Source organism: Micromonospora sp. MW-13, from assembly GCF_003434305.1.
GTDB lineage: Bacteria > Actinomycetota > Actinomycetes > Mycobacteriales > Micromonosporaceae > Micromonospora.
Genome location: NZ_QKKX01000027.1, coordinates 1 through 26,420 on the forward strand (window position 1 = coordinate 1; position 26,420 = coordinate 26,420).

The window sequence follows — 26,420 nt, forward strand, 5'->3', positions numbered from 1 at the left end:
CCCGACGGTGATGACGTGAACGACTCAGCTCCATAGGCACCGCCGCCCACGTCATCGACCGCCGCCCACAGTCCCGCCCGGGTCACCGTTTCCCCGCCGGCCGGGGACCGCACCCACGACCAGGCAATGGCCCTGCCCCGCGCCACCCTCCAGCCAGGCCACGGCATCGCGTGCGCCCAGGTCAGACACACCTCACCGGTCACCGCCATCGTTGACGGCGGGGGCAGCGGCTGCGGGTTGCGGTCCGCCTCCGGCCCGTCGCCGGGCTGTGGGAGCTGGTGGCTGATCACGCGGGCCTCCTTGGTCGATGGGAGGGGGCCCGCCCCGCCAGGGGGAGTGGAGGGGCGGGCCCGGGCGGTCGCGCCGCGTTCCCGGGGGTGGAAGGGGCAGCGGCTCCGCTGCGTGACAGTGTGCTGATTGCGGGACTACTGTCGGAAGTCGTTCCGCCCCCACCAGCCCAGCCGTCCGACTCGGCCGACGCGCGTGTGCAGAGGTGTGCAGATGAACCGGATGCCCATGTTGGAACTGTTCGCCGGAGAGCTGCGCCGCCTGCGGTCCGGCGCGGGCCTGTCGCAGGAGGCCCTCGGTGAGCGGGTGAACTACTCGGCGTCGCTGGTGGCGGCGGTCGAGCAGTGTCGCCGCCCGCCCCGGGAGGAGTTCACCCAGCGCTGCGACGAGGCGCTGCGGGCCGACGGGCTGCTGGTCCGCATCCGGGAGACGCTGGTGCGGGAGAGCCTGATGCCGTGGTTCCGCGAGTGGGTGACGATCGAGCAGGAGGCGACCGCGCTGCGCAGCTTCGAGCCGCTGGTCGTGCCGGGCCTGCTCCAGACCGAGGCGTACGCCCGCGCGCTGGAGCGCCCGGTCGGCGGCCCCGACGTGATGCGGGAGCAGTTGCGGCACCTGGTCGAGGTGGGCCGCCGGTCCCGGGTGCACCTGCACCTGGTGCCGCGCGGCGTCGGCGCGTACCCGGGGCTCAACGGCGCGTTCGTGCTCGCCACCCCGCCCGACAGCGACGACGTCGGCTACCTCGACAACCAGTTGCAGGGCACCATCGTGGAGCGCACGGTGGACGTACACTTGCTGCGGCAGGTGTGGGAGTCCGTGCGGGCGGAGGCGCTGCCGCACGGGGCCACGCTCACGGCGATCTCGGAGGCGGCAGAGGCATGGACCTGACTGGCGCGGTCTGGCGCAAGAGCACCCGCAGCAGCGGCAATGGCGGCAACTGCGTAGAGGTGGCCGACAACCTCCCGGGGGCGGTCGGGGTGCGGGACAGCAAGGACCGGCGGGGGCCGGTCCTGGTGTTCGCCCCGGCGGACTGGGCGGCGTTCGTGGCCCACGCGAAGCGGCGCTGAGGGCGGCCCGTCCCGCCCGCGTCGTCGCTGGGGATGACCTCGGCGTTCCTTCGGCTGCCGGTCTTGCACCCGCAAGTTACTCGGGAGTAGCGTTCGGGCATGAGCATCGACTCTCGCCAGGTGGCGGCCGGCATGCTGGAGGCCGTGCCCTTCGCCCGTACGCTCGGCGTCGAATTCGTCGAGGTGGCCCCCGAGGCGGAGGGCGGGGTGCGGGCCGTGGTCCGGCTGCCCGACTCGCCGGCCACCCACAACCACGTCGGCGGCCCGCACGCCGGGGCGATGTTCACCCTCGGTGAGACCGCCTCCGGCGCGGCGGTGCTGGCCGCGTTCGGGCAGCTCCTCGACCGGGCCGTCCCGCTGGCGGTGCGGGCGGAGATCGCGTACCGGAAGCTGGCGACGGGGTCGGTGCTGGCCACCGCCCGGCTCGGCCGGCCGGCCTCCGAGGTGATCGCCGAGTTGGACGCCGGCCGTCGGCCGGAGTTCCCCGTCGAGGTCGAGATCAGCACCGAGGACGGCACGCCGACCTCGACGATGACCGTGGTCTGGACGTTGCGCCCGAACCGCTGAGCGCGCCGCCGCCCCGGTCCCCGCGCGTCGCGGGGTGAATCCGGTTTGCCGGCTCCGGCCGGTGGATAGATTCGTACCGTGCTGGGCCTGCCTGCTCGTGTGACTGCCTGTCTCTTCGATCTGGACGGTGTGCTGACGCAGACCGCCCGGGTGCACAACGCGGCCTGGACGCAGACGTTCGACGCGTTCCTCCGGCGGCACGCGGCGGCCACCGGTGAGCCGTACCGGCCGTTCGACCCGGGGCCCGACTACAACCGGTACGTCGACGGGAAGCCCCGGGCCGACGGGGTGCGCTCCTTCCTGGCCTCCCGGGGGATCACCCTGCCCGAGGGCTCGCCCGACGACCCGCCGGAGGCGGACACCGTCAACGGGATGGGTAACCGGAAGAACGTCGTCCTGCGGGAGCGGATCCGCACCGACGGGGTCGAGACCTATCCGGGTTCGGTGACGTACCTGAAGGCGGCGGCCGACGCCGGCCTGCGCCGCGCGGTCGTCTCGGCGAGCGCCAACTGCCGGGACGTGGTCGCCGCCGCCGGGCTGGAACCGCTGCTGGAGGCCCGGGTGGACGGGGTGGTCGCCCGCGAGCAGGGGCTGCGCGGCAAGCCGCACCCGGACAGCTTCCTCGCCGGGGCGAAGCTGCTCGGGGTGGAGCCGGCGCAGGCGGCCGTCTTCGAGGACGCGTTGGCCGGCGTCGCCGCCGGCCGGGCCGGCGGGTTCGGCTACGTGATCGGCGTGGACCGGGTGGGGCAGGCCGACGAGTTGCGCGCGCACGGGGCGGACGTCGTGGTGACGGACCTCGCCGACCTGATCGACAGGGGGACACCCGCATGATCCGCGAACGCGCCTATCCGGTGGAGCCCTGGCACATCCGGGAGACCCGCCTCGACCTGGACGTGCTGGCCCAGTCCGAGTCGGTCTTCGCGCTCTCCAACGGGCACATCGGGCTGCGCGGCAACCTGGACGAGGGCGAGCCGCACGGCCTGCCCGGCACCTACCTGAACTCCTTCTACGAGCTGCGCCCGCTGCCGTACGCCGAGGCGGGCTTCGGCTTTCCCGAGTCCGGCCAGACCATCGTCAACGTCACCAACGGCAAGCTGATCCGGCTGCTCGTCGACGACGAGCCGCTCGACGTGCGGTACGGCGAACTGATCTCCCACGAGCGGGTCCTCGACCTGCGGACCGGGACCCTGCACCGGGAGCTGCACTGGCGTTCCCCGGCCGGCCGGGAGGTCAGGGTCCGCAGCACCCGGCTGGTGTCGTTCACCCAGCGGTCGGTCGCCGCGATCCACTACGAGGTGGAGGCGGTCGGCGGGCCGCTGCGGCTGATCCTCCAGTCCGAACTGGTGGCCAACGAGAACCTGCCGGCGCAGAGCCGCGACCCCCGGGTGGCGGCGGTGCTGGAGTCGCCGTTGCAGGCCGAGGAGGAGCTGACCACCCACGACGGCGGCCTGCTGATCCACCGGACCAAGGTCAGCGGGCTGCGGGTGGCCGCCGCCATGGACCACGACGTGCACGCCCCCGAGCACACCACCGTCGCGACCGAGGGGTACGAGGACTGGGTGCGTACCACCATCGGGTGCGTGCTCAAGCCCGGCGAGACGCTGCGGGTGGTCAAGTACCTGGCGTACGGCTGGTCCAGCCGGCGGTCGCTGCCGGCGCTGCGCGACCAGGTCGGCGCGGCGCTGACCGCCGCCCGCCTGGACGGCTGGGACGGGCTGCGCCGGGAGCAGCGGGAGTACCTCGACGAGTTCTGGGACGCCGCCGACGTCCGGGTGGAGGGTGACCCGGAGGTGCAGCAGGCCGTCCGGTTCGGGCTTTTCCACGTGCTCCAGGCCGGCGCCCGGGCCGAGCGCCGGCCGATCTCCGCGAAGGGCCTGACCGGCCCCGGGTACGACGGGCACGTGTTCTGGGACACCGAGATGTTCGTGCTGCCGGTGCTGACCTACACCCAGCCCAGCGCGGTGCGGAACGCCCTGTACTGGCGGCACTCCACGCTCGGACAGGCACGCGACCGGGCCCGGACGCTGAACCTCGCCGGCGCGGCCTTCCCGTGGCGCACCATCGAGGGCCCGGAGTCGTCGGCGTACTGGCCGGCCGGCACGGCGGCGTTCCACATCGCCGCCGACGTCGCCGAAGCGCTGCGCCGGTACGTGCTGGTCACCGGCGACGAGGGGCTGGAGCGGGAGATCGGCCTGGAGTTGCTGGTCGAGACGGCCCGGCTGTGGCGCTCGCTCGGGCACCACGACCGCGACGGCCGGTTCCACATCGACGGGGTGACCGGCCCGGACGAGTACACCGCCGTGAAGAACGACAACATCTACACCAACCTGATGGCGCAGCGGAACCTGCTCACCGCCGCCGAGTGCGCGATGCGCTTCCGGGACCAGGCCATCGACCTCGGGGTGACCGAGGAGGAGGCGGCGGCCTGGCGGGACGCGGCGAACGCGATGTGCCTCCCGTACGACGCCGGGGTCGACGTGCACGAGCAGGTGGAGGGGTTCACCCGGCTCCAGGAGTGGGACTTCGAGCACACCCCGGCCGAGAAGTACCCGCTGCTGCTGCACTACCCGTACTTCGACCTGTACCGCAAGCAGGTGGTCAAGCAGGCCGACCTGGTGCTCGCCATGCACTGGCGGGGGGACGCGTTCAGCGACGAGGAGAAGCGGCGCAACTTCCTCTACTACGAGCGGCGGACGGTGCGGGACTCGTCCCTGTCGGCGTGCACCCAGGCGGTGATGGCGGCCGAGGTCGGCTACCTGGAGCTGGCACACCGGTACCTGCGCGAGGCCGCGCTGATGGACCTGCACGACCTGAACGAGAACACCCGCGACGGGGTGCACATGGCGTCCCTCGCCGGGGCGTGGATCGCCCTGGTCGCCGGGTTCGGCGGGCTGCGCGACCACGACGGGCTGCTGACGTTCGCGCCCCGGCTGCCGAGCCGGCTGGGCCGGCTGGAGTTCTCGTTGCAGTGGCGGGGCATGCGGCTGCGGGTCGACGTCCGGCCGCACCAGACCACGTACGCGCTGCGGCACAACTGCACCGACGAGGTGGTGGAGCTGCGGCACCACGGCGAGAAGGTGCGGGTCACCTGCGCCGAGCCGGTCACCGTGCCGGTGCCGCCGTTCGACCCGCCCGGCTCCGAGCCGGAGCAGCCGCCCGGCCGGGCGCCCCTGCTGCACCTGCCGGAAGACGTCAGCTAGCCGCCGGCGGCGGGTCCCCGGTCGGGCGGGCGGCGCGCGCCCACCCGACCGGGAGGCTCAGAACTGTCGCCCGTTGGAGGGCCGGCCGGCCGCGTCGCGCGGGGAGACCGTCCGGGGGTCGTCGGCGGTGCGGGCCTGCGCCGCCTCGTCCGCCCAGTCCCGGCCGCGTTCGGCGTCCCGTTCCCGCCGTTCGTCCCGCTCGGCGGCCTGCTGCTGCGACCTGTTCTGCTGTCGGGCCATGACGATCCTCGCGATCCGTCGGGGCGCGGCTGCGCCGGTGCTGCGGTCACCCCGGGCCTTCCCGGCCGGCCCGGGCGCAAACGACGCCGACGGAGCGACGGGCTGCCGGTCAGGGCTCCAGGTGACGGGCGAAGCTCAGCCGCAGGTGGTTCTTCGGCCGGGCCCCGACGATCGAGCCGACCACCTCGCCGCCGCGGAACATCAGCAGGGTCGGCATCGACATCACCCCGTACGCCCGGGCGGTGGCCGGGTTCTCGTCCGTGTCGACGGTGACCACCCGCAGCCGGTCCCCGAACTCCCCGGCCAACTCGGCGAGGCTCCGCGAGACCGCCAGGCAGGGCGGGCACCACTCGGCCCAGAAGTCGACCACCACCGGCCGGTCGGCGGCCAGCACCGTCTCGGCGAACGTGGCGTCGGTGACGGCGGTCAGCGGGGGACGTCCCGTTTCCTGAAGCATGTTTCCTCCCGGTGCGCGATGGCCTGGGTGAGTTGGTCGTGCAACTGCCGCCGCACCGCGCCCGGCCGGTCGAGGTAGGCGTCCACCTCGGCGAGCTTGCGGCGCAGCACGGCCACCGAGTCCGGGCAGACGTCGCCGGAGGAGTGGCCGGCCCGCAGGCAGGCCACGAACGGCCGGATGTCGTCCAGGCCGAACCCCACGGCCAGCAGGGCCCGGATCTCGTGCACCACCCGCAGCTCCGCCTCGTCGTAGACCCGGTAGCCGTTGGCCGAGCGTCGGGGCCGGACCAGCCCCTGCGTCTCGTAGTACCGCAGGGTCCGGGTGCTCGTACCGGCACGTTCCGCCAGTTCGCCGATCCGCATCCGAACCTCCTCCGCCGGCCCGCCCTGCCCGCCACGCTAGACCTTGTCGCCGGTGTCAAGGCAACGGCGAATTCCGGCCGCCGGGGCGGGTAGTCAGGCGGGACGAGGAACAGGAAGGGGTGCCGAGATGGCGGCTCGTGGACAGGCCGGTACGACGACCAGGGGCGGCGAGGTCACGATCCCGGTGGGGGACGCCGGACTGCCGGCCGACGTGCTGGTGCCGGCCGGGGCGACCGGGGTGGTCCTCTTCGCGCACGGCAGCGGCAGCTCGCGGCACAGCCCCCGGAACACGGCCGTCGCCGGGGTGCTGCGCGAACGGGCGCTCGGCACGGTGCTGGTCGACCTGCTCACCCCGGAGGAGGACCGGGTCGACGCCCGGACGGCCGAACTGCGCTTCGACATCGGGCTGCTCGCCGACCGCCTGGCCGCGATCGTGGACTGGATGGCCGGCGATCCGGCCCTGAGCCGGCTGCCGGTGGGCCTGTTCGGGGCGAGTACCGGAGCCGCCGCCGCACTGGTGGCCGCGGCGGCCCGGCCCGAGCGGGTCCGGGCGGTGGTGTCCCGGGGCGGCCGGCCCGACCTGGCCGGCCCCGCCCTGTCCCGGGTGCAGGCCCCGACACTGCTGCTGGTGGGCGGCCTGGACGCGGAGGTGATCGGGCTGAACGAGGAGGCGGCGGCCGACCTCGGCGAGGTGGCCGAGCTGCGGGTGGTGCCCGGCGCGACCCACCTGTTCGAGGAGCCGGGCACCCTGGAGCGGGTCGCCGACGCGGCGGCGGACTGGTTCGCCGGGCATCTGCGCCCCGGGGCCTGACTCAGACGGTGGTCGGCTTTCGGCGACGTCCCTACCCGTCCGGCGACTCTCCGACACCCCCACCGCCGCGCTCGGATCCCGGGGGTGTCGCCTCCGGCGGGTCGGTGCCCGTCCCGGGAGCCCCGACCGGCCCGGTGCCGGTTTGCGGCCGGCGGCCCAGGGAAGGCCCTGCCAGGACCGAGTGGAGGAGGAACGCATGCGCGACTTCATGGACAAGGCGAAGGACTTCGCCGACAAGCACGACAAGCAGGTCGACCAGGGCCTCGACAAGGCAGGCGACCAGGCCGACCAGCGCACCGAGGGCAAGTACGACAAGCAGATCGACAAGGGTGTCGACATGGCCCAGCAGCGCACCGGCGAGGGCGACACCTCGCCGCGCTGACCCGACGCCGGTCGCGGCCCGCGCGCCCGCGAACAGGGCGTGCCAGGCCCGGCCGGCGGCGGGGCTACCCGCCGCCGGCCGGGCCGCCGCGAGCCTCTTCCGGGTACGAAATCCAACCCGGTCACTGGCCGAGGATCGACCTCTCTCGCTACCATCCGCATTCGGGGCATGACTCGCCGTGGAGTCGCGCCCGGCGGTCGGACGGCCCGACGGCGGGGCCGTGGACGAGAGGAATTCATCCGGTGACCGACACATCCGAGGCGACGACCGAGCGCTATCCGTTCAGCGACCCCGACCGGCTCAATCTCGACCCGCGTTACGCCCAGCTGCGCCGCGAGGAGCCGCTGATCCGGGTGCGGCTGCCCTATGGGGAGCCGGCGTGGCTGGCCACCCGGCATACCGACGTGCGTACGGTGCTCGGCGACGCCCGCTTCAGCCGGGCCGCGGCGGTCGGCCGGGACGAGCCGCGCAACACCCCCCGCCAGATCCAGGGCGGCATCCTGTCCATGGACCCGCCGGACCACACCCGGCTGCGCCGGCTCGTCGCCCGGGCCTTCACGGCGCGCCGGGTCGAGGAGCTGCGCCCGCGCACCCGGCAGATCGCCGACGAGCTGGTCGACGGCCTGCTCGCCGCCGGTCCGCCGGCCGACCTGGTGGCCCACCTGGCCACCCCGCTGCCGATCCGGGTCATCTGCGACCTGCTCGGCGTGCCGGTCACCGACCAGGACAAGTTCCACACCTGGTCGGAGGCGATCGTCTCGACCACCTCGCTGGGCGTCGAGCAGGCCGAGCGGTACATCGACAACCTGATCGCGTACATGGGCGAGCTGATCGCGCAGCGCCGCCAGGAGCCCACGGACGACCTGATCGGCGCGATGGTCCGGGCCCGCGACGCCGACGACCGGCTCAGCGAGGAGGAGGTGGTCCAGCTCGCCGCGGGGCTGCTCGCCGCCGGCCACGAGACCACCGTCACCCAGATCCCCAACTTCGTGTACGTCCTGCTGCACCACCCCGGCGAGTGGGCCCGGCTGCGGGCCGACCGGAGCCTCGTGCCGCGCGCCGTCGAGGAGCTGATGCGGTACGTCCCGCTCGGCGCGACCGCCGCCTTCGCCCGCTACCCCAAGGAGGACGTCGAGGTCGGCGGGGTGCTGGTCCGCGCGGGTGAGCCGGTCGTCGTGTCGATCGCGTCGGCCAACCGCGACGAGACCGTCTTCCCGGACGCCGACCGGCTCGACCTGGGCCGGGAGGTCAACCCGCACCTGGGCTTCGGGCACGGCGTGCACCACTGCGTCGGGGCCCAACTCGCCCGGATGGAGCTACAGGTGGTGCTGGACACCCTGCTCGACCGGCTCCCGGGGCTGCGGCTGGCGGTGCCCGAGTCGGAACTGCCCTGGAAGAGCGGCCTGCTGGTACGCGGGCTGACCGCGATGCCGGTGGCCTGGTGACGGGGCGGGGGAGCAGATGAACGCGGAGGAGGAGACGACCGGTTCCGGGTGGCGGTTGCACGTGGACCCGACCCGGTGCATCGGCTCGGGAATCTGCGCCGGGACGGCACCCGAGCACTTCACGCTGGTCGACGGGCTGTCCCGTCCGTTGGCCGAACGGGTGACGCCCGCCCAGGAGGTGATCGACGCCGCCGACTCCTGCCCGATGGAGGCGATCGTGGTCTCCGACGTGGAGAGCCGTCGGCAGATCGCCCCCGGGCCCTGACCCGACGGGTACGGCGTATCGCCGGCTGCCGGTGTGCGGCGCCGGCGGGCCGCGCCCGTCAGCCCTGGCGTACCCGGAAAGGGCCGGCCCCCGGGTGGGGACCGGCCCTCGTGGGTCGTGCCGGATCAGGAGCTGTAGCCGCGGCCCGCGATCCAGTTGGCCAGCTCGGCGACGTCCATCCAGTACTCCTGGACGGCCGGGTCCGCCGGGTCGGCGATCTTCACCGTGTTGCCGTCGTCCCTGTACTCCACCACGGTCAGGTAGTGGCCCGGGTAGCTGTGCTCCCGGCCCTCGGTGTCCACCGCGCCGCCGAGGATGTTGGCCACCACCGGCTCACCCGCGTCCACCGCGGCCTGCACGTCCACCCGCAGCCGCTCGACCTGTTCCTTGGACGCGACGTCCGAGCTGATCTCGGTGGTCTTGTACCTGCCGTTGGTGTACTCGTTCAGCACCCGGGTGATGTCGATGGCCGAGTCGGTGCCGTTCTCGGTCGTGCCGAGCTTGGCGGCCAGCTCGTCCTGGCTGACGGCCTTGCCCTCGGCAGACAGGGCGATCCGGGCCGACGCCGGGCCGCAGTAGTAGAAGTTCGGCTGGGCCTGGTACTCGTAGCCGGCCCGGCGCTCGCCCTTGTCGCCCTTGCCGCTCTTGTTCGTCTTGCTGGTCTTGTCGACGTGGAGCGCGCCGGTGGGCCCGGCCGGGGCCGCGTGCGCCGCCAGGGCGGGGCCGGCGACGGCGCCACCGGTCATCACCAGACCGGCGACGGACAGCATGCTCTTGCGCAGGATCGTGTTCATGTCGAAGCTCCGTTCGGGGGGATTGCCGCCTCCGGGGTCCGGAGGCGCAAGCACCAGGAAGGGGCGCTCGGCTCGTACGAGGGGTTCAACGCCCCGCCCGGCTGCCACGATTCCGGGGCGGGGGCGAGCCCGATCACGTTGATCATGGATTAACCCGGACATACGTCGCAATCGGCGCGGATGGTCGACGCGGTGTGCGGGATGTCGGGGCATCCGGTCGGGCGGAGACCGCCGTGTGCCGTACCTGGAGTTGACATGGCAGACCCGCCACGGGGGCGGCGGCGGCCGGGTCAGGGGACCGGGCGACGGGTCTCCTCGTCGTGGGGCTCCGGCTGACCGGGCAGTCGCCGCTCGGCGGCGCGGCGCTGCTGGACGAGCCGGCCCAGGTAGATCAGGGCAGCGGCGAGCACCCCGATGTCGTCCAGGTAGATCGGGTCGGGCAGCACGTCGATCGGGAAGATCGTGTAGACCAGGGCGCCCCAGAAGGCGACCTTGCCCCCCACCCCCAACGTGCCGAGCATCCTGCGGGTGCGTACCACCCGCACGGCGAGCAGCACGGCGCCGACCAGCGTCGCCGCGACGACCAGGGCGGCGATCGCCAGCAGCCACCAGTAGGGCTCGTTCATGCCGCCACGCTAGCCGAGATCACCAAGATCACGCTCGATAGCGGAAGCCGGGGCAACGGCACGGCCGTACGGCCACTGCTTCCCCGGATCCGGCGGAATGTCGCGGGCCCGGTGCGTCAGGCGGGGACGGTGGCGCGGCCCCGGGCGGCGGAACGTCCCCGGGTCACGGCGGCGCGCCCCCGGGCCACGGTCGGCAGGCCTGCGGCCACGGCCGGCAGGTCCCGGGTGACGGTCGGCAGGCCTGCGGCGACGGTCGGCAGGTCCCGGGTGACGGTCGGCACCTCGCGGGTGGTGAGCACCGGCATCTCGCGGGTCTGCTCGGCGGCCGGCGACCGTCCGTCGGTCACCCCGGGCAGCAGCGGCTGCTCCGGCTCGGCGGGCGCGGTGGCGGCGAACGCCTCCTCCCGGAGGGAGCGTGCGGCGACGACGGCCTGCTCGGCGGCCCGCCAGGCGGCCTGCTCCCGTTCCCGGGCCGCCTGCTGCCGGGTGCGCAGATGGTCCCGTACCGCGCGATGCAGCACCAGTTCCTGCTCGACCGGGTGCAGCCGGGGATCCCAACCGTTGCGGTGCGCGAAGACGTCGCTGAGCTGTTCCTCCGACAACTCCCGACGCCAGTACGCGTCCAGCGCGGCCCGGTGCAGGTAGCGCTCGCGGTCGGCGTACTCGGCGGGGGTGCGCTCGGTGTGCGGCCGGGGCAGGCCGGCGGCGGCGGCCAGCCGGCGGACGGCGTCCTCCGCGACCTCGCACGCCTGCCAGACGGTCTCCACCTCCTCCTGGGCGGACAGCCACTCGGCCCGCAGCCGCTGGGCGGAGGCCGCCGCGCGCTCCGCCGCGGTCGCCACCTCCCCCGCGTAGCGGTGCCGTTCCCGGTCCTCCGCCGCCTGTTCGAGCCGGCCCGGCATGGCGGCCTCGCGGAAGCGCCCGCCGATCACGGAGCGGAACAGGTCCGGCCGGACGACCAGCGCGGTCACCGCGACGGCGGCGACGCCGAGGAGGGCCAGCCAGATTGCGGCGGCCTGGGGCACGTCGAGCAGGACTGAGGAGGTTGCGGTCTGCATGGGGAGCACCTCGGGTGGGACGACGTGGACTGACGGTCATGGCCCGCCGGGCGGGCGGTGGGCCGCACGTGAACCGGTGCCGGACGGGCCCTCGCCGGCCCGTCAGCGCCGCGGGTGACGGTGGGCGTGGTCGTCAGCGGCGCGGGAGGGCGCGGCCGTCGGCGGGCTCGCGGCGAGCCGACGGGGTGCCGGGGCGGCGCGGTGCGGCGCCGCAACGGCCCGGATCGGCGCCTGCTCGGCCCGGGTCAGTGCCGGGGCGGGCCGCGCCGGACGACGGCGCCGCCGGCCGGGTCGACGGCGGGACGGTCGACCCGGCCGGTCGCCGTCGCGGTCGAAACCGGGGCGGTCGCCGAGGGCCGGGCGTTCCCGGGGGCCGGCCGGACGTGCGGGGCGGCCGGCCGGGCGCGCGACTCGGCGGCCGGGCCGGGCCCGGGGCGCAGCTCGGCCACCCGGCTGGTCACCACGGCGGGGCGGGCCAGCTCGGCGGCGGAGGCGGGGGCGGCGGCCGTCAGGGCGGATGCCCCGCCGAGGCCGACCGCGAGGACCAGGGCGGTCAGCGCGAGGCGACCCAGGTCCCGGATGCGGCGCAGCGCCGCCTGCCGCGACGGGCGTGCCCCGCGCAGCGTCACCGGCCGGGAGGGGCGGGCGAACGCTACGGACTGCACGACACCAACCTATCCCCGTTCCGGTCCACCCGCAGCCTCGGCGGAGCGCCGTGGGGGTGAGTCGGGCCACCAACCGTCGCTGTGGACAGACGGGCACCGGTGGAATTCGACGGCGGATCCATCGATGGAGATGGTCTTGTCGACAGTGGCCCGCAGGCCCCTCGTGCTGTCGGCCCGGCTCACTCGGCCCGCAGGCCGTCGGGGCGGGTCAGCCGCCAGAGAACCGGCAGGCTCGCGCCGGTGACCAGCAGCACCACCCCACCGCCGAGGCCGGCCCCCAGCGCGACCACCGGCCAGCTCACCGTGACCGGCGCGCCGACCATGCGCAGCAGCACCGCCCCGAGGCCCAGCCCGAACCCGACCGCGAGGCCGAGACCGACCAGCACCGGCACGGCCGCCTGCCAGAACACCGACCAGCCCAGCGCGCGGCGCGGGGTGCCGACGGCGACCAGCATGGCCAGCAGGCGGCGGCGCTCCCGCAGTTGCTCCAGCACGCCGACCAGCATGCTCGTCCCGAGCAGCAGCAGGGTCACCACGACGCCGACGGCCAGGCCGCGCTTGACGTTGACGAACTGCGTCGACCAGGTGACATCGGTCAGCGCGCTGACCTGGGCGCGCAGGTCCACCTCGGCGGCGGCGTTGCGGACCCGCTCCAGCGCGTCCGGGTCGCCCGGATCGACGCTGATCAGCGCCTCTGCGCTCAGCCCCGTCCACCGGGAGGCGCCGGCCGCGCCGGGGGTGACCAGCAGGCCGCCCCGTACCCAGCCGACCGGGTCCGGCATCGCGGGAACCGTGCGGGTCCGGGCCGGCACCGTCCAGGGGATCTCGTTCGCGCCCACGGTCATCCGGGTTCCGGGGACGGGTCCGGTGCCGGCGGGGCCGGACCTCTTGCCGGCCGGTCCCTCGGCGAGGAAGACGTCCCCGTCCGCGCAGGAGCCGAGCCGGGCGAACTCGGCCAACGCGGCGCAGTCGCCGATCCGCACCTCGGTGAACGGGGGTGCATCCGTGCCGGGCTGCTGCTCCCCGGTCGCCACCGTGGCCAGCGTTCCCGCGCTGCGGGTGACGCCGGGGGCGGCGGCCAGCCGCGCCAGTGCGGCCCCGGGGTCGGGCAGGTCGGCGAACCAGACGTACGCCTGGGCCCGCGAGGTGTCCTGGCCGGTACGCGTCGCGAACCGGTCCTCCACCCCGGCGACCAGCATCTGGAGGCCGATGCTGCCAGCCACCGCCACGGCGACGCCGTTGACCAGGCGGGCGGAGGTGGCACTGTCCAGTTGCAGCCGGCGCACCGCGAGCTGCCACGGCACCGGGCCACCGCGCAGCCGGCCCACCACCAGGTCGATCAGCCAGGGCAGCAGAGTGACCGTGCCGATCAGCACCAGCACCGCGCCGGCCGCCACCTGGTAGTCGTCGCTGCCGGCGGTGCGCTCGCCGACGCCGGTCAGTGGGTACAGCAGCGCCAGGCCGGCGGCCGGCAGCAGCAGCCGCCACCACAGGCGGCGGCGGACCGTCGTCCCCTGCCGGCTCACCCCGAGCGGTTCGACCACCACCCGGCGCTGGGCGACGAGAGCCACCAGCACCGCGAGCACCGGGACCGCGACCCCCACCGCCGCCACCAGCGGCAGGGACGGGCGCAGGTCCGACGCGGACACGCTGACGTTCTGGAGGGTGAGCAGCGGGGCGAGTTGGCGGCCGGCGGCGAAGAGCGCGCCGCCGACGGCGAGGCCGAGCACCGCGCCGGCCGCCGCCTCCCCGGCGGAGATCCGCCGGATCATCCCGGCGTCGGCGCCGAGCAGGCGCAGGGCGGCCAGCCGGCGGTCCCGGCGGTCGCCGCCGAAGCGGACCGCCGCGCCGACGAAGACCACGATCGGCAGCAGCAGCACCACGAATACGACCACGACGAGGACCATCAGGACAGGCGAGAACTCCTCGCTGGGCGGCCCGCCGCCGAAGTGGTCGATCCGCTGCGCCCGGTCCGCCGTCAGGGCGTTGCTGCCCAGGTAGAAGGCCAGCTCGTGCGGGCCGGTGAGACCCTGCGCCGCGATGGTGCCGGTGACCCGGGCGCCGCCGAGCCGGGGCGCGAACAGCGGGCCGTCGGGCGAGTCGAGCAGCTCCCGCAGGGCCGGGGAGACGACCACCTCACCGGCCGCCGGCAGTCGGGGCACCCCCGGCGGCAGCGGCGCGGCCGGGCCCTCGGCTCGGAGGATCCGGCCGCGCACCGGCCGCTCCCGGAAGACGGTGTCAACGGGTGCCACCAGCAGCGTGTTCGCCGCCGAGGTCAGCTCCGGTCCGTTCCCGACGTCCGCCCGGGCGTCGCCGCGCGCCGCCCTGGCGTCGAGCGCGCCCGGCACCGCCGCGGCGAGCAGCAGCATGGCCACCCCGACCCCGACCCCGAGCGCGGTCAGCACGGCCCGGGTCCACCCGTCCCGGCCGCCCGTGACGGCCATCCGCGCGCCCATCAGCAGGTCCGCCAGCGCCCCGGGCAGCCGGCCGGCCGCGCGGGGCGGCACCTCCGGTCCGGTCACGCCGCCCGGCGTCCGTGGCCCGGTCATGCCGCCGGCTCCAGGTTCCGGGTCCGGCCGTCCCGGACCACCACCTCCCGATCCGAGTACGCGGCCACCCGCGCCTCGTGGGTCACCAGCACCACGGCCGCGCCGGTCTCCCGGGCCGCCCCGGTGAGCAGGCGCATCACCCGCTCCCCGTTGAGCGAGTCGAGCGCGCCTGTCGGCTCGTCGGCGAAGACCACCCGGGGAACGGTCACCAGCGCCCGGGCCACCGCGACCCGCTGGCCCTGCCCGCCCGAGACCTCGCCGGGCCGTTTGCCGGCCACCTCGGCGACCTCCAGCCGGCCGAGCCAGTCGGTGGCCCGCCGCTCGGCCTCACGCCGGGCGACCCGCTCCAGCCGTAGCGGCAGGGCCACGTTCTCCAGGCAGGTCAGCTCGGGCACGAGCTGGCCGAACTGGAACACGAAGCCGAACTGCCCCCGGCGCAGGGCGCTGCGCTCCCGGTCGGACATGGCGGTCAGGTCCGCGCCCCGGTAGGTCACCCGGCCGGAGTCGGGCCGGACGATGCCGGCGAGGCAGTGCAGCAGGGTCGACTTGCCGGAGCCGGACGGCCCCATCACCGCCACCACCTCACCGGCCCGTACGGCAAGCGACGCCCCGACCAGCGCCGGCGTCGGGCCGAAGGCGCGGTGCAGGTCCTCGGCGACCAGCAGCTCCGTTCCGGTCGGGTCCTGCCCGGTCGTCGCCCCGCCGGGGGCGGTTGCCGCGTTCACCGCCGCACCGCCACGGCCAGCTCGTCCAGTCGGGCGGCGGTCAGCTCCAACCAGCGCAGGTCGGCTTCCAGGTGGAACAGGGCGTGGTCGCAGATGAGCTGGTCGGCGAGGTCCCCGCCGGTCTTGCGCCGGGTCAGCTCGCGCATCAGCCGCAGGTGCTCGGCGCGCTGGGTGTCCAGCAGGTCGGCGGCGGAGCGGCCGGTCAGCAGCGCCAGCACCACCTTGGTGTAGAGGGTGCTGTGCAGGTACGGCTCTGGCTTCTCCGGCTGGGACAGCCAGCGTTGCACGTCGGTCACCCCGGCCTCGGTGATGGCGTACCGCTTGCGTTCCGGGCCCTCGCCGGACTCGACCGAGTCGACCTCGACGAGGCCGTTGCGCAGCAGCCGGGACAGGGTGGCGTAGACCTGGCCGAAGTGCAGCGGGCGGGCCTGGCCGAACCGTTCGTCGTAGGCGCGTTTCAGGTCGTAGCCGTGGCGGGGGCTGGCCTCGAGGAGCCCGAGGAAGGTCTGACCGATCGACATGGCGCGACTATACACACCATGTATACGCATGATGGATAGCCAGGTCGGAGAAAGGCGCGGGGCCCTCCGGATGGAGGGCCCCGCGCCGTACGGGTGGAGAGGACGGGTCAGCTCGCCCCGAGCACCGGTGGAACGCCGGTGTCGCCGTCCCGCCAGACCATGTCGTCCTCGGTCAGCCAGGTCAACCGCTCGTCGGACTCGTCCTCGGCGGTCCGTCCGTGCCCGCCGAGCACGCCCGCCCGGCCGCCGGAGGCCCCGTTCGCGCCGACCCGGCCCACGCCCGTGGCGGCGCGGTGCTCGGCCGCCGCTAGGCCGCCGGCCGGCCGCGCCGGCACCGTCGCCCCGCCGCGGGCCGACCCGGCCAGCGAGCCGGTACCGCCGCCGAGCACACCGCCGGCCGGTGCCCCGGTGGGCGCCCCGAAGACCAGCCCCGCCCCGGTGCCGGCCGACGCGGCGGCGGTCCCGCCGCCCAGGCCGACCGTGCCCGGCGTGCCGCCGGTCGGCAGCGCCCCGCCGAGCCCCGGATCGGCGCCGGCGAGCGACGTCCCGGCGCCCGGGTCGGTGCCCAGGCCGCCGTCGACCGTGCCGGTGCCGCCGAGCGGCGTCGACCCGGTGTGCGGCGCGGGCGCCGGGCTGTCCGGGGCGGACACCGTCTGGTGGCCGGTGGTCGGGGTGCCCTTGCCGGGGCCCGGTGCGGCTGTCGGGGTATTGGCTCCGGGGCCGGCGGACGGCGTCGTCGTGGAGGTGGTCGGGTCGACCGGCAGGTCCCGGTCCGGCTCCGGCGGGGCGACCAGCCGGCCGTACGCGGACAGGTCGTAACCGGCGGCCAGCTCGGCCACCACCTGCACCATCCGCCGGTGGGCCTTCTCCTGCTCGGCCTTGTCCTTCTGGTGTCCCATGATGCCGCCGACGATCGCGCCGGGCAGGCCGAAGGTCGCGCCGCCCTTGAGCGCCCCGGAGACCGCCTGGTCGTGGTCGTCGGTCTCGTCCGGGCTCTCCGCGTCCTTCTTCGCGGTGCGCAGGTCGGTGGCCATCAGCGTCAGCCCCTGGCGGACGTCGGCCATCCCCTCGGAGAGGGTGGTCGAGTAGTCGACGATCAGCGACAGCCGGCGCTGGAACTCCCGCCCGGCGTCCCCCGTCCAGCCGTTGGCCAGCTTGTCGAGGTCGCTCCGCAGGTCGCGGGCGAGGTCGTCGAGGGTGCCCTTCATCGAGTTCCACTTGGTGGCCAGCCCGTCGATCTGGGCCGGGTCGCCGGCCTTCACGGCGTCGTACAGCTCCTGGTGGCTGACGTGCTCGTAGCGCGCGGTGTACTCAGACACGAGGGTCCTCCTGCCTGCCCAGCGCGTCGTCGACCCCGCCGAGGGCGGCGGCGATGTCGGCGGAGTTGGCCGCGTTGCGCGCCTCGGTGGTCTTGTAGTTGGTCAGGATCGTGCCGGTCGCGCTCTGCGCGGCCCGTACCGCGTCGCGGAGCCGCTCGACCTGCTGGGCGTAGCTCAGGTGCAGGTCGGAGTAGCGCCGGGCGTTGCTGGTCGCGTCCGCGAAGGTGCCCAGCTCCGGCGGCCGGCACTGCATCTCGGTGTTGAGTTTCTTGAGCACGGCCTCGGCCTCGGTGAGCCGACCGGCCAACCGCTTGTGGAAGTCCTCTAGGGACAGTACGTCGACTGTCGTGCGCCCGGTCATGGCAGCATCCCCGTAGTCCTCGTCGATAACCGTTGGCGAGGACCAGGTTAGTGGACGGCGGCCAACCTGGGCGACCCCGGCGAGAGCGGTCCGACGCCACCGACATGGCCGGACCCGGCCACCACGGTCACCCGCCGGTGGCCGGCGCCCCGGTCGCCCCGTCCTCCGCCGGCCGGCTCGGCTCGCCGCTCGCCTCCCGGTCCGGTGTGCGGCTCGCGCCCCCGGCGGGCGGGCGACCCGCTCCCTCGGCCGGGGCGCCGCCGCTCGCGGTGCCCGGGGTGAAGTACGCGAGCGCGTCCTCCCGTTCGAGGGTGGGGCCCGTGGGCACCAGTGACAGCAGCGACGCGGGCACCGCCAGCGGGGCCACTCCGCCGTACCCGAGGGCGGTCAGCGCGTCGCCCGACCGGGTGCCCAGCGGATAGCGCACCCCCTGGGCGCTGATCAGGTAGACCGTCGAGCCCGGCGCGCCCGCGCCGCCGTCCCCGGCGCCCGGGGCGGCCTGGACCAGCACGCCCTTCCCGCCCGGCAGCAGGACCTGCTCGGCGGTGCGGACCGCGTCCCGGGCGCCCTGCCGGACCGGCGGCGCGGCGGGGCCGCTCAGCTCGGCCGGCACCCGGTCGAAGACCTCCAGCGTGGTGGTGGGCGGCCCGTCCACGGCCCCCTTCCGGTAGCTGGCGCAGAGCACCGTGCGGCCCGCCTGGACCGGGTGCAGCGTCGGCAGCGTCCGCGGCGTCCCCTCTGGCTCCACCCGTTCCCGGGTCAGCAGCCGGCCGGCCTGGTCCGGGGTGATGTCGGTGACCCGCCCGCCGTCGCGCAGCAGCAGCAGGGCGGTGACCTCGCCGATCGAGGCCAGCCCCTCCCGGGTCAGCACGTAGTGCTGCTCGGCGGCCCGGAAGACGTCGCCGACCCGGGCCGCCCCGTCGCCCACGGTCAGCCGGCTGGCGTCCCCCTCGCCTTCGATGTCGGGCTCGCGGAGCACCGGACCCGCCGGCACGGCGTTGAGCAACTGCTCGCCGACGGTGACCGTGGGGGCACCGGCCATCCGCAGCGCCGCGGTCGCCGGGTCCCCGCCCGCGATCCGCAGCCGGGCGTCGCCGGTGAGCAGGTACCGCCCGCCGCCGACGGTGACCAGCACCGCCCGGTCGCCGAGCGGCACGCCGCCGGAGAGCGGCCGGTCGATCACCAGGTGGGTGGTGGAGCGGCGCGGGTCGGCCGGGTCGGGCACGTCGCAGACCGACCAGGGCAGCCCGATCAGCGACTTCCGGTCGGGCAGCGCGTCGGGGGCGCCGACGATCCCGACGGTACGCCCGCGCGGCCGGTCGGCGATCGACGCCTGCGACATGGTCCGCACCGCCGGGTCCGCCTCGTTGAGGATCAGCCGGGCCGAGGCGTAGTTCAGGGTCGGGTGCAGCAGGCCGTCCACGTAGACGTAGGTCGCCCCGGTCTCCCGCTCGATCACCAGCGTGTTCGCCTCCAGCGGCGCGGCGTTGCCGGTGAGCTGGCCGTACGCGCCGACGCCGCCGAGCACCACCGCCGCGGCCACCACGCTGCCGACCACCGCGAGGCCGAGTCGCCGCATCGGCAGGTTCGTGGTCTCCGGATCGCCGGACAGCAGCGCGGAGACGATCCGGCGGGTGACGAAGCGGTACGCCTGCACCTGGTCGCGGCGGGTCCGCATGACTTACCTCCGGCGGGATGGGTCCGCGACGATCAGGTCCGAGCTCCGCCGCGGGCTTCCCTACGATAAGGGGCCGTCGGCCGGGGAACGGGACCACCGCCCGCCCCGGACCGGCTCAGGAAGCCGCCCGTCCAGAAGGGACGCCACCGATGCCGCAGGTCCAGGCGCCACCCGGTCGTACGGCCACCGGCTCGGCCGACCCGCCAGCCCTGCCGGCGCCGCCCGACCGCGCGGTCGTCCCGGCCGACCGGCGCAGCCGGGGCCGGCTCGGTCCGGTCGTCGTCGGGCAGCTCGTCGTGGCGGAGCTCGGCGCCATCGCCGTGTCCTCCGCCCTCGGCGGCCCCGGCTGGCTGGTCGGGGTCGTCGCCGCCCTCGCGGTGGCGGCGGTCGCCGCCACCTTCGCCCGTCGCGGCGGCCGTTGGTGGTACGAGGACCTGCTGCTGCGCCGCCGGCTGCGGCGTCGCCGGGACCGGGCCCGGGCCGCGGTGACCGCCGGTGGGCCGGACGAGCCCCGGCTGGCCGCCCTGGCACCGGAGCTGACCGTGACGGAGCTGACCGAGCGGGGCACCCGCCTCGGCATCGGTCAGGACGGCCAGGGCTGGTTCGCCGCCGTGGCGCTGGACCCGCGTCCCGGAGCGCCCGCCGGTTCCGTCGAGGCGGCGGTGGTGGACCGGGCGCTGGCCGTGCTGGCCGAGTTCTCGGCCCCGGTCTCCCTCGCCCAGGTCGTCTCGCACACCCTGGTCTGGTATCCGGCCCCGGGCGCTCCCCCAGCCGCCCACCGCACCGTCTGGGTGGCCGTGCGGCTGTCCGTGCGGGACGCCCGCAACGAGACGGTGACCCGGGGCGGCGGGATGCTGGGCGTGCACCGGACCGTATCCGCCGCGGTCGGCCGGCTCGGCAAGGCGCTGCACGCCGGCGGCCTGAGCCACCGGGTCCTCGGCCGGGACGAACTGCGCGCCGCGGTCGTCTCGGCGGCCGGCATGGACCTGGCGCCCGCGCCGCAGGCGGAGACCTGGACCGGACTGCGCGGCGGCGGCTGGACCCAGCGTTGCCTGGCCCTGCGCGCCCGCCCCGGGGCTACCTGGGGTGCCCTGGTGGACGCGGTCACCGCGACCTCCGCCCCGTCCCACACGCTCGCCGCCGTGGTCCGGCCCGGCGATCGGCCGACCCCGCCGCTGCTGCGCGTCGCGGCCCCCGCCGACCACGTCGAGGCGCTGGTCAAGGTGGTCCGGGACGTCGCCCGACGGGGCGGGGTCCCGGCCCGGCCGCTGGACGGCGAGCACGGCCCCGGCGTCTACGCCACCGCCCCGGTCGCCCTGCGCGTCATCGACCACCGCGCCGAGTGAGTCCGGTACGGCCGGGTGCTCCGCCGACGGGACCGGGCGGGGCCGGTCGTTGCCCGGCGGTGGTGGGCGGGGCCGGTCGTCGCCCGGCGGTGGCGAGTGGGCCGCGTTCTGCCCGGCGGTGGCGAACGGGCCGTCAGGGGCGGAGGTTGACGATCCAGCCGTACAGGCCGCAGACCCAGACCGCGAGCGGGACCAGCGAGATGATCAGCAGGATCTCGACGATGTCCAGGAGCCGGCCCCAGACCGGCGAGATCCGCTTGCCGGCCACGGTCAGCCCGTAGATCAGGCTGATCACGGCCGCCACGACCAGGCCGCCGAGGACCACGCCGAGCCGGAGCGCCGTGGAGCCGGCGGCGAAGGTGGCCGCCGCCGCCAGGCCGAGCCCGAGGGTGCCGGCGAGGAGCACCGGGACGCGCTGGGCGCGGCCGATGAACGGCCGGGCGCGCAGCAGCGACAGCAGGGCCAACACCAGGCAGAGCAGCGTCGCCGGCAACCGGCCGTCGAGGGCGAGGACGACCTCCCCGCCCAGCACCAGCAGCGCCACCGTCCACAGCAGGCCGGTGAGGAACGCGTCGGCCCGCTCGCTGAGCCGCAGCACCCGGCGGCCGTCCACGGTCTCGGTGTCGGTCTTCAGGTCGTCCGGGCCGGTCGGGATGGACGGGACGGGCAGCCGGGCCAGCCGGTAGGACGCCATCGGCAGGGCCGGCAGGGTGGCGAACGCGACCGTGGCGACCACCGCGGCGGCGGCCGGAGCGCCGACGGAGAACGCCAGGCTCACCACCGCGCCGAGGCCCACCGCCGCGCCGACGGCGGTCGCGCCGAAGAAGAGCGGCAGCCGGTCGCCGACCGCCAGCGCCGCGACCGCGCCGAACACCACCACGGCGGTCGCCGCGAGCAGCACGTGCGGGCTGGCCAGCTCGGCCAGCGTCCGGTCACCGGCCAGCACCAGCAGGCCGCCGGTCGCGGCGTGCCCGATGCCGGCCAGCGCGAGCACCGAACCGGTCCGGCTGTCACCGGCCGCCCGGGACAGCACCGCGGCGCTGACCACCAGGGCGACCGCGACCAGCAGGGCGGCGATCGCGCCGGGAAGCTGCGGCGGGCCGGCGAACAGCGCCGCCAGTGCCCCGGCGGACAGCGCCGCCGCGGCGAAGAGCACCGAGAACGAGCGGGTGGTGCCCACCTGCCAGCTACCCGGGCGCTGGTTGGTCGCGGTGGCCACCGCGTCCACCACGTCGTCGAAGACGATCTCCGGGGCCGCCGCGGCGCGGGGGTTGAAGTAGAGCACCTCGCCGTCGCGGATGCCGAGCTGCCCGGCGGTACGGCCACCGTCGAGCGGCTGTCCGCCGAGCCGGGCGAGGCTCCAGCCGCCGTGCCGGACCCCCTCGTCGGCGAGATCCTCCCCGGCGTACCGGAGCAGGGTCGGCAGCAGGTCGGCCAGCGGCACGTCGGAGGGGAGGGCGAGATCCATCCGGGTCCGGGGCGCCACGATGGTGATCCGGCTCAGACCACCGGTCGCCGTCTTCGTCGCCACTGTGGCCTCCTCGCGCTCGCCTACGCTCCACCCCCACCGGGGCGGCACCGCCCCGTGGGTCCACGACGCCCACGGGAGATTACCTACGATGGCGTCCACGTACGATGCCCACCCGACGGCCTGCGGTCGGTCGTCGTGGCCCCCGGCCCGCACGTCGCGCCGCGCCGGTCGGCGGCCGGGCCGCTTCTGGGGAGGAGACAGCCGTGAGCACCGTGGTGTTCCGCCGGCTTCCGCGCCAACCGGGGCCCGCCCTGCCGCGTGGCGAGGTGCTGCTGGAGTCCCCGCCCGAGCTGCCCGAACAGACCCCCCGGGGGATGGGGCAGCTCCTGATGATCCTGCCGATGGTCTGCGGCGTGGGCGCGATGGCGTTCCTCTACGCCGGCCGGGGCGGCGGCATGATGACGTACGTCGCGGGCGGGCTGTTCGGCGTCTCGATGCTCGGCATGGCGATCGGGTCGCTGAGCAACGGCGGCAACGACAAGGCCGAGCTGAACGCCGAGCGCCGCGACTACATGCGCTACCTCGCCCAGATGCGCAAGCGCACCCGGCGCGCGGCCGAGCAGCAGCGGGCCGCGATGACCTGGCGGCACCCGGAGCCCGACGCGCTCTGGTCGATCGCCACCTCCCGCCGGCTCTGGGAGCGGCGGATCACCGAGGACGACTTCGGCGAGTCCCGGATCGCGGTCGGCCCGCAGCGGCTGGCGGTGGAGATCGTGCCGCCGGAGACCAAGCCGGTCGAGGACCTGGAGCCGATGAGCGCCATCGCGCTGCGCCGGTTCGTCCGGGCCCACTCCACGGTGCCGGACCTGCCCACCGCGCTGTCTCTGCGGGCGTTCTCCCGGGTGGTGCTGCGCGGCGAGCGGGAGCCCGTGCTCGACCTGGCCCGGGCGGCGCTGGGCCAGCTCGTCACCTTCCACGCCCCGGAGGACCTGGTCGTCGCGGTGGTCGCCGCCCCCGACCGGCAACCGGCCTGGGACTGGGTGAAGTGGCTGCCGCACGCCCAGCACCCCGGCCGCGCCGACGCGGCGGGCGCCCGCCGGCTGGTCTTCGCCACCCTGACCGAGGCCGAGGAGTCCCTCGCCGACGAGCTGGCCGGCCGGCCCCGGTTCGCCCCGGAGGCGAAGCCGCTGACCACCGCGCCGCACGTGGTGGTGCTGATCGACGGCGGCGAGATCGCCCCCACCTGCCACCTGACCGGGCCGAGCCTGCTCGGCACCACGGTCATCGACCTCTCCGGCACCGTCCCCCGGGACGCCGGCCGCTGGCTGCTCTGCCTCGACGTCGGTGACGGGAGCGCGCTGGACCTCATCCGCGGGGCTTCCTCGTCGCGGCTGGGCCGGCCGGACCGGCTCAGCGCGACCGCGGCCGAGGGCCTGGCCCGGCAGATCGCCCCGTACCGGCTCTCCCAGCAGCAGGCCAGCGCCGACGAGCCGCTGGCCCGCAGCACGGAGCTGCCCGACCTGCTCGGCGTCGGCGACGCCGCCGGGGTCGACGTGCAGCAGACCTGGCGCCCGCGCAGCCAACGGGAGCGGCTGCGCATCCCGCTCGGCGTGGGCCCGGACGGCAACGTCGTCGAGCTGGACTTCAAGGAGTCCGCGCACGAGGGCATGGGCCCGCACGGCCTGGTCATCGGCGCGACCGGCTCCGGCAAGAGCGAGCTGCTGCGTACGGTGGTCGCCGCGCTCGCGGTCACCCACTCGTCGGAGGAGCTGAACTTCGTCCTGGTCGACTTCAAGGGCGGCGCGACGTTCGCCTCGCTGGACGCGCTGCCGCACACCAGCGCGGTGATCACCAACCTCTCCGACGAGCTGCCCCTGGTCGACCGGATGCGCGACGCCCTGGCCGGCGAGATGAACCGCCGCCAGGAGGTGCTGCGCGCCGCCGGCAACTACGTCTCCCGTTACGAGTACGAGAAGGCCCGGGCCGCCGGTGAGCCGCTGGACCCGATGCCGAGCCTGCTCATCATCTGCGACGAGTTCAGCGAGCTGCTCGCCGCGAAGCCGGACTTCATCGACCTGTTCGTGATGATCGGCCGGCTGGGCCGGTCGCTCGGCGTGCACCTGCTCCTGGCCAGCCAGCGGCTGGAGGAGGGCAAGCTGCGCGGCCTGGACACCCACCTGTCGTACCGGATCGGCCTGCGCACGTTCTCGGCGGTGGAGAGCCGGATCGTGCTCGGCGTGCCGGACGCGTACGAGCTGCCCAGCGCCCCCGGCCACGGGTACCTGAAGACCGACACCACCACCATGCTGCGGTTCCGGGCGGCGTACGTGTCCGGGGTGTACCGGGCGCCGGGCGACCAGGCGCGCTCGTCGCAGGCGCTGGTGCAGCGCCGGATCGTGCCGTACGGCACCGACTTCGTGCCGGTGCGTGCGCCGGAGCTGCCGGTTGAGCCGGTCGCCGAGCCGGAGCAGCCGGCCGACGGCAAGGCCGTGGCGATGCTCGACGTGCTGATCGACCGGCTCGCCGGCCGGGGCCGCCCGGCCCACCAGGTCTGGCTGCCGCCGCTGTCCGAGCCGCCGAGCCTGCTCGACCTGCTCGGCCCGCTCGCCGTCGACAAGACGTACGGCCTGACCACCTCGGGCTGGCAGGGCCGGGGCCGGCTCACCGTCCCGGTCGGCGTGGTCGACCGCCCGTACGAGCAGCGGCGCGACCCGATGCTGGTGGAGCTGGCCGGCGCGGGCGGCAACGTGGTCATCGTCGGCGCCTCGCTCAGCGGCAAGAGCACCATGCTGCGCTCGATGCTCGCCTCGCTGGCACTCACCCACACCCCGCGCGAGGTGCAGCTCTTCTGCCTCGACTTCGGCGGCGGCGCGCTACGCAGCCTGGAGGGGCTGCCGCACCTCTCCGGCGTGGCCGGCCGGCGGGACACCGAGGCGGTCCGCCGGACGGTCGCCGAGGTGGTCGGCGTGATCGACGAGCGGGAGCAGCGGTTCGCCCAGCACGGCATCGACTCGGTGGCCGCGTACCGCCGGCGCCGGGCGGCCGGCGAGTTCGCCGACGACCCGTTCGGCGACGTCTTCCTCGTGGTGGACGGCTGGAACACGCTGCGCCAGGAGTACGAGGAGCTGGAGCAGACCATCACGAACCTGGCCAACCGGGGGCTGGGTTTCGGCGTACACGTGGTGATCACGGCGGTGCGCTGGGCGGAGATCCGGATCAACATGCGGGACCTGCTCGGCACCAAGCTGGAGCTGCGGCTCGGCGACGCGGCCGAGTCGGAGATCGACCGTCGGGCGGCGCAGAACGTCCCGGAGAAGACCCCGGGGCGCGGCCTGACCCGCGACAAGCTGCACTTCCTGGCCGCGGTGTCCCGGATCGACGGCCGCCGGGACGTCGACGACCTGACCGAGGCGTCGGTCGCGCTGGCCGGACACGTGGCGCGGGCGTGGCCCGGCGCGCCGGCCCCGAAGGTCCGGCTGCTGCCGCGCCGGCTGCCACTGCACGAGCTGGTCCGGGTCGCCGACCGGTCGGCGCCCGGCCTGCCGATCGGCGTCAACGAGTCGGCGCTCGCCCCGGTGTACCTGGACCTGGTGAGCGAGCCGCACCTGACGGTCTTCGGCGACGCCGAGTGCGGCAAGACCAACCTGCTGCGGACGATCGCGAAGGGGATCGTCGAGCGGTACACCCCGGCGCAGGCGCGGCTGGTCATCGCCGACTACCGGCGCGGCCTGCTGGGCGCGGTCGAGGGCGAGCACCTGCTCGACTACGCGCCGTCCAACCAGGCCTTCGGCCAGGGGCTCGCGTCGATCCGCAGCGCCCTGTCGAACCGGCTGCCCGGGCCGGACGTGACCACCGCCCAGCTCCGCGACCGGAGCTGGTGGAAGGGGCCGGACCTCTACATCCTGGTGGACGACTACGACCTGGTCGCCTCCGGCGGCAACAACCCGCTCAGCGCGTTGCAGGAGCTGCTGCCGCAGGCCCGCGACATCGGCCTGCACCTGATCATCACCCGCCGCGTGGGCGGCGTGGCGCGGGCGCTGTACGAGCCGGTGCTGCAACGCCTCCGCGAGCTGGACTCCCCGGGCCTGCTGATGTCCGGCAACCGGGAGGAGGGGGCGGTCTTCGGCACGCTGCGGCCGAGCCCGCAGCCGCCGGGCCGGGGCACCCTGGTGCGCCGGCGCGACGGTCAGCAGCTCATCCAGACCGCCTGGTCCGAGCCGGCCTAG

The 26,420-nt window shown here is 75.3% G+C and carries 26 protein-coding genes; 11 read left to right on the plus strand and 15 right to left on the minus strand.

What is annotated here, in order from left to right; all coding sequences use genetic code 11:
* A partial coding sequence (locus tag C5N14_RS32655; RefSeq protein ID WP_207892736.1) for a hypothetical protein occupies positions 1-290 on the minus strand: 290 nt, incomplete at its 3' end.
* Positions 291-501: 211 nt separating this feature from the next.
* On the opposite strand from C5N14_RS32655, the gene C5N14_RS14465 reads away from it, so the two are divergent.
* From C5N14_RS14465 to C5N14_RS14485, 5 genes are all read left to right on the plus strand, one after another.
* Entirely contained in the window at positions 502-1,173 is a 672-nt protein-coding gene (locus tag C5N14_RS14465) for a helix-turn-helix transcriptional regulator (protein WP_117668614.1), read from the plus strand.
* Complete coding sequence (locus C5N14_RS14470) at positions 1,164-1,352, plus strand: DUF397 domain-containing protein (RefSeq protein WP_117668615.1); 189 nt, start codon at positions 1,164-1,166, stop codon at positions 1,350-1,352. Before C5N14_RS14465 ends, C5N14_RS14470 begins: the two co-directional genes overlap by 10 nt.
* Positions 1,353-1,451: 99 nt before the next feature.
* Positions 1,452-1,919 carry a DUF4442 domain-containing protein gene (locus C5N14_RS14475; RefSeq protein WP_117668616.1) on the plus strand — a complete coding sequence of 156 codons (468 nt, stop codon included), beginning with the start codon at positions 1,452-1,454 and terminating at the stop codon, positions 1,917-1,919.
* Between the two features lie 78 nt (positions 1,920-1,997).
* Positions 1,998-2,750, plus strand: coding sequence for a beta-phosphoglucomutase family hydrolase (locus tag C5N14_RS14480; protein WP_117668617.1), 753 nt, complete (start codon positions 1,998-2,000; stop codon positions 2,748-2,750).
* Positions 2,747-5,119: a glycoside hydrolase family 65 protein gene (locus tag C5N14_RS14485; protein WP_117668618.1), complete on the plus strand. Its 2,373-nt coding sequence runs from the start codon at positions 2,747-2,749 to the stop codon at positions 5,117-5,119. Before C5N14_RS14480 ends, C5N14_RS14485 begins: the two co-directional genes overlap by 4 nt.
* A 57-nt stretch (positions 5,120-5,176) precedes the next feature.
* Here C5N14_RS14485 and C5N14_RS14490 read toward each other — a convergent pair whose 3' ends face one another.
* From C5N14_RS14490 to C5N14_RS14500, 3 genes are all read right to left on the minus strand, one after another.
* Entirely contained in the window at positions 5,177-5,359 is a 183-nt protein-coding gene (locus C5N14_RS14490) for a hypothetical protein (protein WP_117668619.1), read from the minus strand.
* 109 nt (positions 5,360-5,468) lie between these two features.
* On the minus strand, positions 5,469-5,816 hold the full coding sequence (gene trxA, locus C5N14_RS14495; RefSeq protein WP_117668620.1) for a thioredoxin: 348 nt from the start codon (positions 5,814-5,816) through the stop codon (positions 5,469-5,471).
* Entirely contained in the window at positions 5,786-6,178 is a 393-nt protein-coding gene (locus C5N14_RS14500) for a MerR family transcriptional regulator (protein WP_117668621.1), read from the minus strand. The genes trxA and C5N14_RS14500 overlap by 31 nt, the downstream gene beginning before the upstream one ends.
* Before the next feature lie 127 nt (positions 6,179-6,305).
* Here C5N14_RS14500 and C5N14_RS14505 point away from each other — a divergent pair, with 127 nt between their 5' ends.
* From C5N14_RS14505 to C5N14_RS14520, 4 genes are all read left to right on the plus strand, one after another.
* The gene (locus C5N14_RS14505; RefSeq protein ID WP_117668622.1) at positions 6,306-6,989 is read left to right on the plus strand and encodes a dienelactone hydrolase family protein; all 684 of its coding nucleotides are present in this window, start codon (positions 6,306-6,308) and stop codon (positions 6,987-6,989) included.
* Positions 6,990-7,185: 196 nt separating this feature from the next.
* Complete coding sequence (locus C5N14_RS14510) at positions 7,186-7,371, plus strand: antitoxin (RefSeq protein ID WP_117668651.1); 186 nt, start codon at positions 7,186-7,188, stop codon at positions 7,369-7,371.
* A gap of 242 nt (positions 7,372-7,613) precedes the next feature.
* A complete protein-coding gene (locus C5N14_RS14515) occupies positions 7,614-8,816 on the plus strand; it encodes a cytochrome P450 (RefSeq protein WP_117668623.1) in 1,203 nt (400 codons plus the stop codon).
* A gap of 16 nt (positions 8,817-8,832) precedes the next feature.
* A complete protein-coding gene (locus C5N14_RS14520) occupies positions 8,833-9,081 on the plus strand; it encodes a ferredoxin (protein WP_117668624.1) in 249 nt (82 codons plus the stop codon).
* A 125-nt stretch (positions 9,082-9,206) separates the two neighbouring features.
* Here C5N14_RS14520 and C5N14_RS14525 read toward each other — a convergent pair whose 3' ends face one another.
* The 10 genes from C5N14_RS14525 to eccB form a co-directional block, all read right to left on the minus strand.
* Positions 9,207-9,875 (minus strand): C39 family peptidase, encoded by a 669-nt coding sequence (locus tag C5N14_RS14525; protein ID WP_117668625.1) that lies wholly within the window; start codon positions 9,873-9,875, stop codon positions 9,207-9,209.
* Between the two features lie 290 nt (positions 9,876-10,165).
* The gene (locus C5N14_RS14530) at positions 10,166-10,501 is read right to left on the minus strand and encodes a YkvA family protein (protein ID WP_117668626.1); all 336 of its coding nucleotides are present in this window, start codon (positions 10,499-10,501) and stop codon (positions 10,166-10,168) included.
* A gap of 116 nt (positions 10,502-10,617) precedes the next feature.
* The gene (locus C5N14_RS14535; protein WP_243639596.1) at positions 10,618-11,559 is read right to left on the minus strand and encodes a hypothetical protein; all 942 of its coding nucleotides are present in this window, start codon (positions 11,557-11,559) and stop codon (positions 10,618-10,620) included.
* A 245-nt stretch (positions 11,560-11,804) separates the two neighbouring features.
* Positions 11,805-12,224 (minus strand): hypothetical protein, encoded by a 420-nt coding sequence (locus tag C5N14_RS14540; protein WP_117668627.1) that lies wholly within the window; start codon positions 12,222-12,224, stop codon positions 11,805-11,807.
* A 179-nt stretch (positions 12,225-12,403) separates the two neighbouring features.
* On the minus strand, positions 12,404-14,773 hold the full coding sequence (locus C5N14_RS14545) for an ABC transporter permease (protein ID WP_207892737.1): 2,370 nt from the start codon (positions 14,771-14,773) through the stop codon (positions 12,404-12,406).
* Positions 14,770-15,498 (minus strand): ABC transporter ATP-binding protein, encoded by a 729-nt coding sequence (locus C5N14_RS14550; RefSeq protein ID WP_117668628.1) that lies wholly within the window; start codon positions 15,496-15,498, stop codon positions 14,770-14,772. Before C5N14_RS14550 ends, C5N14_RS14545 begins: the two co-directional genes overlap by 4 nt.
* Positions 15,495-16,019: a PadR family transcriptional regulator gene (locus C5N14_RS14555; protein WP_117668629.1), complete on the minus strand. Its 525-nt coding sequence runs from the start codon at positions 16,017-16,019 to the stop codon at positions 15,495-15,497. The genes C5N14_RS14550 and C5N14_RS14555 overlap by 4 nt, the downstream gene beginning before the upstream one ends.
* Before the next feature lie 107 nt (positions 16,020-16,126).
* A complete protein-coding gene (locus tag C5N14_RS14560) occupies positions 16,127-17,338 on the minus strand; it encodes a WXG100 family type VII secretion target (protein WP_117668630.1) in 1,212 nt (403 codons plus the stop codon).
* A complete protein-coding gene (locus tag C5N14_RS14565; protein WP_117668631.1) occupies positions 17,331-17,699 on the minus strand; it encodes a hypothetical protein in 369 nt (122 codons plus the stop codon). The genes C5N14_RS14560 and C5N14_RS14565 overlap by 8 nt, the downstream gene beginning before the upstream one ends.
* Before the next feature lie 127 nt (positions 17,700-17,826).
* A complete protein-coding gene (gene eccB / locus C5N14_RS14570) occupies positions 17,827-19,377 on the minus strand; it encodes a type VII secretion protein EccB (protein WP_117668632.1) in 1,551 nt (516 codons plus the stop codon).
* Positions 19,378-19,526: 149 nt separating this feature from the next.
* Here eccB and C5N14_RS14575 point away from each other — a divergent pair, with 149 nt between their 5' ends.
* Complete coding sequence (locus C5N14_RS14575; protein WP_117668633.1) at positions 19,527-20,723, plus strand: type VII secretion protein EccE; 1,197 nt, start codon at positions 19,527-19,529, stop codon at positions 20,721-20,723.
* Between the two features lie 133 nt (positions 20,724-20,856).
* Here C5N14_RS14575 and eccD read toward each other — a convergent pair whose 3' ends face one another.
* Positions 20,857-22,254, minus strand: a complete 1,398-nt coding sequence (gene eccD, locus C5N14_RS14580; protein ID WP_117668634.1) for a type VII secretion integral membrane protein EccD — start codon at positions 22,252-22,254, stop codon at positions 20,857-20,859.
* Positions 22,255-22,457: 203 nt separating this feature from the next.
* Between eccD and eccCa the strand changes: the two genes are divergently transcribed.
* The gene (gene eccCa, locus C5N14_RS14585) at positions 22,458-26,420 is read left to right on the plus strand and encodes a type VII secretion protein EccCa (protein ID WP_117668635.1); all 3,963 of its coding nucleotides are present in this window, start codon (positions 22,458-22,460) and stop codon (positions 26,418-26,420) included.

Bases quoted from the DNA above. Each gene is read 5' to 3' on its own strand.
- C5N14_RS14465 (WP_117668614.1), top strand. From the start codon at position 502: ATGAACCGGATGCCCATGTTGGAACTGTTCGCCGGAGAGCTGCGCCGC.
- C5N14_RS14470 (WP_117668615.1), top strand. From the start codon at position 1,164: ATGGACCTGACTGGCGCGGTCTGGCGCAAGAGCACCCGCAGCAGCGGC.
- C5N14_RS14475 (WP_117668616.1), top strand. From the start codon at position 1,452: ATGAGCATCGACTCTCGCCAGGTGGCGGCCGGCATGCTGGAGGCCGTG.
- C5N14_RS14485 (WP_117668618.1), top strand. From the start codon at position 2,747: ATGATCCGCGAACGCGCCTATCCGGTGGAGCCCTGGCACATCCGGGAG.
- C5N14_RS14490 (WP_117668619.1), bottom strand. From the start codon at position 5,359: ATGGCCCGACAGCAGAACAGGTCGCAGCAGCAGGCCGCCGAGCGGGAC.
- trxA (WP_117668620.1), bottom strand. From the start codon at position 5,816: ATGCTTCAGGAAACGGGACGTCCCCCGCTGACCGCCGTCACCGACGCC.
- C5N14_RS14500 (WP_117668621.1), bottom strand. From the start codon at position 6,178: ATGCGGATCGGCGAACTGGCGGAACGTGCCGGTACGAGCACCCGGACC.
- C5N14_RS14505 (WP_117668622.1), top strand. From the start codon at position 6,306: ATGGCGGCTCGTGGACAGGCCGGTACGACGACCAGGGGCGGCGAGGTC.
- C5N14_RS14510 (WP_117668651.1), top strand. From the start codon at position 7,186: ATGCGCGACTTCATGGACAAGGCGAAGGACTTCGCCGACAAGCACGAC.
- C5N14_RS14520 (WP_117668624.1), top strand. From the start codon at position 8,833: ATGAACGCGGAGGAGGAGACGACCGGTTCCGGGTGGCGGTTGCACGTG.
- C5N14_RS14525 (WP_117668625.1), bottom strand. From the start codon at position 9,875: ATGAACACGATCCTGCGCAAGAGCATGCTGTCCGTCGCCGGTCTGGTG.
- C5N14_RS14530 (WP_117668626.1), bottom strand. From the start codon at position 10,501: ATGAACGAGCCCTACTGGTGGCTGCTGGCGATCGCCGCCCTGGTCGTC.
- C5N14_RS14535 (WP_243639596.1), bottom strand. From the start codon at position 11,559: ATGCAGACCGCAACCTCCTCAGTCCTGCTCGACGTGCCCCAGGCCGCC.
- C5N14_RS14545 (WP_207892737.1), bottom strand. From the start codon at position 14,773: ATGACCGGGCCACGGACGCCGGGCGGCGTGACCGGACCGGAGGTGCCG.
- C5N14_RS14555 (WP_117668629.1), bottom strand. From the start codon at position 16,019: ATGTCGATCGGTCAGACCTTCCTCGGGCTCCTCGAGGCCAGCCCCCGC.
- C5N14_RS14565 (WP_117668631.1), bottom strand. From the start codon at position 17,699: ATGACCGGGCGCACGACAGTCGACGTACTGTCCCTAGAGGACTTCCAC.
- eccB (WP_117668632.1), bottom strand. From the start codon at position 19,377: ATGCGGACCCGCCGCGACCAGGTGCAGGCGTACCGCTTCGTCACCCGC.
- C5N14_RS14575 (WP_117668633.1), top strand. From the start codon at position 19,527: ATGCCGCAGGTCCAGGCGCCACCCGGTCGTACGGCCACCGGCTCGGCC.